The 5,928-nt window shown below is 66.2% G+C and carries 8 protein-coding genes and 2 pseudogenes; 4 read left to right on the top strand and 6 right to left on the bottom strand.

The genetic code is table 11. The features are described from left to right. Positions 1-209 precede the first annotated feature (209 nt). Genes ACIBJF_RS51655 through ACIBJF_RS51645 form a run of 3 tightly spaced genes read right to left on the bottom strand, consistent with a single transcriptional unit; the run spans position 210 to position 870 of the window. On the bottom strand, positions 210-428 hold the full coding sequence (locus ACIBJF_RS51655) for a hypothetical protein (RefSeq protein ID WP_399184838.1): 219 nt from the start codon (positions 426-428) through the stop codon (positions 210-212). Next, on the bottom strand, positions 425-667 hold the full coding sequence (locus ACIBJF_RS51650; protein ID WP_390683779.1) for a hypothetical protein: 243 nt from the start codon (positions 665-667) through the stop codon (positions 425-427). The genes ACIBJF_RS51655 and ACIBJF_RS51650 overlap by 4 nt, the downstream gene beginning before the upstream one ends. Then, the gene (locus ACIBJF_RS51645; RefSeq protein ID WP_399184837.1) at positions 667-870 is read right to left on the bottom strand and encodes a hypothetical protein; all 204 of its coding nucleotides are present in this window, start codon (positions 868-870) and stop codon (positions 667-669) included. The genes ACIBJF_RS51650 and ACIBJF_RS51645 overlap by 1 nt, the downstream gene beginning before the upstream one ends. Positions 871-1,042: 172 nt before the next feature. Between ACIBJF_RS51645 and ACIBJF_RS51640 the strand changes: the two genes are divergently transcribed. From ACIBJF_RS51640 to ACIBJF_RS51630, 3 genes are all read left to right on the top strand, one after another. Next, positions 1,043-1,792 (top strand): DUF6879 family protein, encoded by a 750-nt coding sequence (locus ACIBJF_RS51640; protein WP_399184836.1) that lies wholly within the window; start codon positions 1,043-1,045, stop codon positions 1,790-1,792. A gap of 13 nt (positions 1,793-1,805) precedes the next feature. Continuing rightward, positions 1,806-2,660, top strand: a complete 855-nt coding sequence (locus tag ACIBJF_RS51635) for a helix-turn-helix domain-containing protein (RefSeq protein WP_399184835.1) — start codon at positions 1,806-1,808, stop codon at positions 2,658-2,660. Positions 2,661-2,806: 146 nt separating this feature from the next. Beyond that, positions 2,807-3,385: a hypothetical protein gene (locus ACIBJF_RS51630; RefSeq protein ID WP_399184834.1), complete on the top strand. Its 579-nt coding sequence runs from the start codon at positions 2,807-2,809 to the stop codon at positions 3,383-3,385. 688 nt (positions 3,386-4,073) lie between these two features. Here ACIBJF_RS51630 and ACIBJF_RS51625 read toward each other — a convergent pair. After that, positions 4,074-4,334: a hypothetical protein gene (locus ACIBJF_RS51625; protein WP_399184833.1), complete on the bottom strand. Its 261-nt coding sequence runs from the start codon at positions 4,332-4,334 to the stop codon at positions 4,074-4,076. Between the two features lie 30 nt (positions 4,335-4,364). Here ACIBJF_RS51625 and ACIBJF_RS51620 point away from each other — a divergent pair, with 30 nt between their 5' ends. Further along, complete coding sequence (locus ACIBJF_RS51620; protein WP_399184832.1) at positions 4,365-4,661, top strand: hypothetical protein; 297 nt, start codon at positions 4,365-4,367, stop codon at positions 4,659-4,661. A 704-nt stretch (positions 4,662-5,365) separates the two neighbouring features. On the opposite strand, the pseudogene ACIBJF_RS51615 reads toward ACIBJF_RS51620, so the two are convergent. Beyond that, positions 5,366-5,664 (bottom strand): annotated as a pseudogene (locus ACIBJF_RS51615) (integrase core domain-containing protein); the annotation flags it as partial. A 7-nt stretch (positions 5,665-5,671) separates the two neighbouring features. Continuing rightward, positions 5,672-5,928 (bottom strand): annotated as a pseudogene (locus tag ACIBJF_RS51610) (hypothetical protein); the annotation flags it as partial.

Genomic DNA, 5,928 nt, shown 5'->3' with positions numbered 1-5,928 from the left:
GGGTTCTGCCGCGGCGCTGCCCACTCCTCCGGCGATGCCCGCCGAGCTGGCCGCAGGCATCCTCGGGACGGCGTCCATCGAGTGCAAGCTCATCGGGCCGCGGTAAGTGCTACTTGAGCATCAGTCACAAGCGCCACAGTACGACGAAGAAGGCCCGCTCGTCCGCTGGTGGGGGAGGCGGACGAGCGGGGCCGAGTGGACTCGCTCGGTCAGACGGCTTGGGGCTGCTGACCGGAGGGGACGTTCTTGGGTTGGTTGTAGGGGTGGTGGGCGCAGGTGCACTTGCTCATGAGCAGGATCCCGCCACCGTGAGGCAGCGGAACGTCCTCGGTCTGGCGGCAGGAGCGGTGCAGGTCCTTGTAGCCAGGCCGTTGCGCCAGCGCGCACTCGGCAGACATGCCCGAGGTGTCGATGGCGGTCTCGCTCACGGGAAGATTCCCCCGCTGCTCACCGAGTTCATCACACGGGTTCGCTCACGCATCGCCTCCAGTCGCTCCGCGTCCGTGGCGGGGCGGACGCGAGCAGGGTCGGCATCCCACTCGCGTCCGCCGGCCACCGGCCGCAGCTGAACGGCCGGGCCCACGTGGCCCATGACGTACCCGAGCTTGTTGCTCTTCGTGTCGACGACCAGGGCCCCGTCCGGGTGCTCCTCTGGTTCTTCTGCCATCACTCACGGCCCCCTCGCCGAAGTGCCTCCGCCAGCTGCGCGGCCACGTCGGCGCGGACCCGGCCCAGCTCGACGAGCCTCAAGTCCGGTGACGCGAGTTCGACACTGAGGGAAGGGAAGACGATCCCAACTTCAGTCAGGGCTGTCCGGAGCGCCTCCACTGCCACATACGGGTCGACGTCCAACTTCTTCTTCGTGGCCATGAACGAGACGGTAGGAAGGGGGACTTACCTGACGCGAGACAGATTTCTCGTTCTTTCTCGCAACCACCCTTGCCTGCCTAGAAATTTCTCGCGAGGCTGGCAATGCGGTGTAGTCCTGGGCGGTCGCGCCTAGCGATGCTGAGTGGATCGATCCCCAATGAAGGGAAGCACCATGGCCCGACAGCTACGCTTCAACGGGACCGGCAGCGGCGAGGGAGGCTGCCCCGCAGTGCACGAGGATCTCGACAGCGGTGAAGTCATCGTGCAAGGCCGCCCCATTACCGACCCGGACGACCTGAGGCAGCTTCAGCACTTCGATACCGAGCGAGAGGTGGCCGTGGTCGTGCCGCGCAACACGCTGGTCGACTTCGGCCCGCGCGACGAGACACCGAGGACCATCGATCCGACCGACTTCGGCAAGCTGTTCGAGAACTTCAAGCACACCGCGCGCCGGATCGAGATGCGACGCCGGTACGCCTCGGACGAGAGCACCGAGACCTACGCCCAGTTCACCCGCGGCGAGGCTCCGGCTTGGGACATGGACACTCCCTGGTGCCACACGATTCGCCGCCAGGTGGCCCAAGGCGCACGCGTCGAGCGCGTTCGCATCGTCGATCGCCCGGCAACCAAGGGGCAGCGCTACCTGCTTGCCTACGCGGAAAAGAACGCCGCGCTCGGCGAAAAGATCCACAACCTGTGGCGCGAGGAGGCTGAGCGCCTCCACCTGCCTCAGGAGGACTTCTGGGTCTTCGACTCGCGGCTGGTGGCCCGGCTCCTCTTTGACGAGAACGACGATCTGACCGGCGCCGAACTGATCGCCGAGCCCGCGGCCGTCAACCGCTACCTCCAGGCCTGGGACGCCACATGGCACTATGCGGTCCCGTATGAGCAGTTCGCGGCCCTGGTGGCGACAGAGGACTAGGCAGGCACAACCATTGAGCACCGACTATCAGCAGGCGCGAGAGAGCCTGGGACTGCGACTGCGCGAACTACGGCTCACCACGCCTGACGGCCGGCTCACCGGAGCACAGCTCGCCGAACGCCTGGGCTGGCCCGCTTCCAAGGTCTCCAAGCTGGAGCTGGGCAAGCAGACGGCCACTCCTGAGGATCTGCGTCAGTTCACAGCCGCAGTCGGCCAGCCTGAGGCGTACAAGGAACTTCTTTCCAGACTGCGTGGGTTCGAGTCCCAGATACGCTCCTGGCGGCGTCAGCTGGCCGCAGGGCACCGCCCGGTACAGGCGGTCCACAACCACGCTCAGGCCAAGGCCAAGGTGCTGCGTGCATGGGAGTCTTCCTGGGTCGTCGGCATCCTCCAGACCCCTGGCTACGCCCGCGCCATCCTGCGGCACTTCGCACAGCTTCACGGCTCGCGCCTCGACGACCTCGAAGACGCGGTCGCCGCCCGCGTGGAGCGACAGCGGCTCTTGTACGAGCCGGGGCGCAAGTACCACATCATCCTGTCCGAGTCGGTTCTGCGGCACCTGGTCTGCCCGCCGGCCGACCTGGCTGCCCAGCTCTCCTACCTGTCCGGCGTCATCGGCCTGAAGACCGTCGAGCTGGGCATCGTCCCGTTCGGCGCCTCCCTGAAGCTACCGCCCGGCGCAGGCTTCTGGGTCTACGACGACCGCCAGGTGGTAACCGAAACCTGGCACGCTGAGCTGTGGATGGACGACGAGGCCACCGTGGCGACCTACCTCAAGGCCTGGAAGACCTTGCAGGAGTCCGCGGTGTACGGAGCCGACGCTCAAAACGTGATCAACGCGGCGTCGAGAGCGCTCAGCTCCCGCTGAGCGCAACGGCCCGCCAGTGTCCCGGGTTGCCTTCCCCCTGGACCTACGCAGCCGGTGATCGAGGTTCGACAGAACGGCTTGTCAACGGATCGCAGGTGGATAGCATTCACAGCCTCCGCTCAAGACCGTCACGTCCGAGGGGTCCCATGAACGCTTCGGAGGCCCGCGAGATCATAGATCGCACCCTTTATGAGGGCGAGACCGTTCTCGCGTTCAGTGCCGCAACGGACGTGGTCACGCCAGTTGTGACGTTCGTCGACAGCAGCCCGAACTCCTGGGTAGCTGTGACGCAGTCTCGGTTCATCACCGTTGGGGAGGCCTCCGGGCAAGCAAGCTCGCACCTGTTGCGGGACATCGAAGTCCTGGAGGTGCACCGGAAGCTGCTTGGCGGCACTGTGCTGCATTTCGACCCTGCTGGCCTAGGGCCGGACCTGGGTCTGATGATGCTCAAGATTCACGACAAGGCCACGGCCAAGACTCTGCCCGCCCTACTTGCTGGCCGGGCTTCCGCACCCGCTCTGCCGAAAGAGACGACAACCTACACGTCGGCCTCCGTCAAGTCACCGCCTCATCTGGTGCCCTTCATCGGTGAGGAGTCGGAGGATCTCCTCTGCACAACGTGCGGCGGCATCTGCGGAGTCCGCATGGAGGGCGAGGCAACCGTCTACCCCGAGTGTTCCGCTTGCAAGCGAACCGTGATCAAGCCCGACGCCGCGGAAGCCTGAGCTCCGCGGGCCGGCTCCACCTCAGTTTCCGTACATGATGTTTGTAGAGCCGGGCGTCGAGCCCCGCCGAGATAGGGCAGCGGGGCTCGATGTGCAGGCTCAGACAGCGCGGAGTCCGCGGGGCGGGCCGTATTCGGCATCCTCAGCGTCCCTGCCCCTCCTCGGCGCCACCGACCCGTCGCTCGTGAGCAACATGGGCAGCGTGCTGGAGAGCTGCTTCGAGCACACCTGCATGGGGACGCCCAGCCGATGAACCCCTCTTCTACCAGGCATTTTCCGTTTCGTGAAAGACGCACTGACAGCGGGTCACCACTGGCGTTTAACTGCTCTCACAGGGTCACACCATCCAGCTGGGGCGCGGACTGGGCCCCAGCGACGCGGGGCGACCCCCGCTTTAGCGGCCTTCGGGCCAGGAAGGGCAGGGCCGATCATGAAGCCGTTTCGATGGTGGAAAGATCGGTGGTGGGCTCTCGTCCGGCAGCACATCTCTGCGGAGCGTGTGTGCGCGACCTGCGATGTGATCATCGTGGGCGCGTTGTTCTACGGACACCGGCCGTGGGCCTGATAAGCGGGAGCCCCAGCTGAGCAATCAGCCAGGGCTCACCACCACCGCCAGGGGCTCGTCCTCGCAGTCCGCCGGGTGCGACCGGCGGGAGGACGAGGCTCCTGTGCGTTCAGAGCCAATATCTCACGCGATGAGCCCCTCGGCTGCCAGTTGCTTCGCCGCCGCCAGGATGCAGTCGCGCGGCACCTTGACGATGACCTCGTTCACGCCGGCCGACGCGCCCAGCTCCCGCATGCGGGCCTCCCCCTCGGCGGTGAGGTGCACCCCGCGCCCGACGAGCGAGCCGATGACGAGGAAGTCGCCGGTGTCCAGCTCCAGGACGTCGGGGCAGCTGTTGTTCGCTCCGCACCCGCGCTGGGCGGGCGTCGATCCGATGCGGCGCATGAGGCTCCTTGCGGTGACACGATCGGTGTTATGGACACCAGTACGGACTGGGTGTACCGGGTGTTCGAGCCGCACGGCTCCGAGGGCTGGCGCCCCTACGACGACCCCGAACGGTGGCATGGCTCGATCACGGCCGACGATTCGACCGAGGGCCCCCAGTACGCCGCCGCCCTCGTCATCGCCGACCTGATGACCGAGTGGGAGGTGCGCGACCTTCCCCGGGCGAGGCACGTACGGGTCGTCCTGTGGCTGGGCCAGGAGCGCGGCACGGAGGACCCGGACTTCGTCGTGGACGTCCGGCCCCCGTCGGACCCCGACGCAGCGTGACGAAGCCGGGCCGACTACGCGTCAGGTCGGCATACCGGCCTGTGGGATCGGGAGAGATGGATCAAGGGATCCCGAGGTGAACCCCCTGTGGCGGAGCGTGACCGCGCGAAATTTTAGGGGGATCAGGGATGGGGGGCCGGAAATTCTCACGGTGGCAGGCGCGCAGCCGGCTCGGATGGGACCCATAATCGAAATCCGTTATGTCCGGCTTTGCACCGCTAGATATGCGCTGCACTCTCCCCTGTCCAGGGTACGTGCGCTTGACCTGCAATGACGCGCTATCTCCGCAGCTCAGAACGTGTGCGGGCAGTGGTGCGCCGGGGGTGTGTGCACGGGGGTGTGCGGGCACATCAGTGCAGGTCAAAGGGGTGTGCGCACGATGGTTTTGGGGTGTGGGGGGGTGGCGTGATCAGTGGTGCTCTGTGCTGCGAGTGGCGACCCCAGTGATCTTGCGCCCGTGTCCGGCACCAGTGCCGGGGGTGTGCCGGGCAGGGTGGCGCGCCCGGGTGGACCGGTGCCGGGTGGTGGTCTGTAGGTGCGTGAGACGGAATGAGAGGTACGGGTACGGCCTACGGGGGTGTCTCAGAGCGTCTCTACGCCGCGCCCCGCCGCTCTGTGGTGATCACCCGCAAGTGCCTGCCTACGGCCTGCCGTCCGCGCTCAAGTGAGCTGCCCCGGATTTCGTGGAGTCCGCGATCGTGTGATCAAGCGGTCTGCGGGGCTTCCTCCAGTTGCGCCCAGTACGCCTGTTCGTACTCGTCGGGCGGCACATAGCCGAGGGCGGAGTGGAGCCGTTCACCGTTGTACCACGCGACCCACTGGAACACGGCCCGCTCGACCTCGTCGAAGTCACGCCATGGACCCTGATGCTCAATCAGTTCGGCCTTGAACGTGCCGTTCAGGGCCTCGGCCATTGCGTTGTCATAGCTGTCCGCGACGGAGCCGACCGACGCGGAGGCCCGACCTCAGCCAATCGCTCTGTGTAGCGAATGGACACGTATTGCCCGGACTCAACCGGTCGTCGCAACATTGGCTTCTTGGACCAATAGTAGGTACTCGTTCAGGGCTTCGGCGGGTGTCTTCCAATCGAGGGTTTTCCGCGGCCTGTTGTTGAGGGCGTGAGCAACGGCATCGAACTCATCGGCATCCCATCGCGACAGGTCCGTGCCCTTGGGTGCCTCTGTGTTTGTCAAGCTGGTTGGGGTGTCGGCGTAGGCTCGGGTTCGGCGGGTCCGGGAAGTGACTTGTCCGAAGAGTCGGTCGTCGG

Source organism: Streptomyces sp. NPDC050743, assembly GCF_044456925.1.
Classification (GTDB): domain Bacteria; phylum Actinomycetota; class Actinomycetes; order Streptomycetales; family Streptomycetaceae; genus Streptomyces.
Note: the sequence above shows the minus strand (reverse complement) of the source record. Positions and strands in the feature narration are given on the sequence as shown.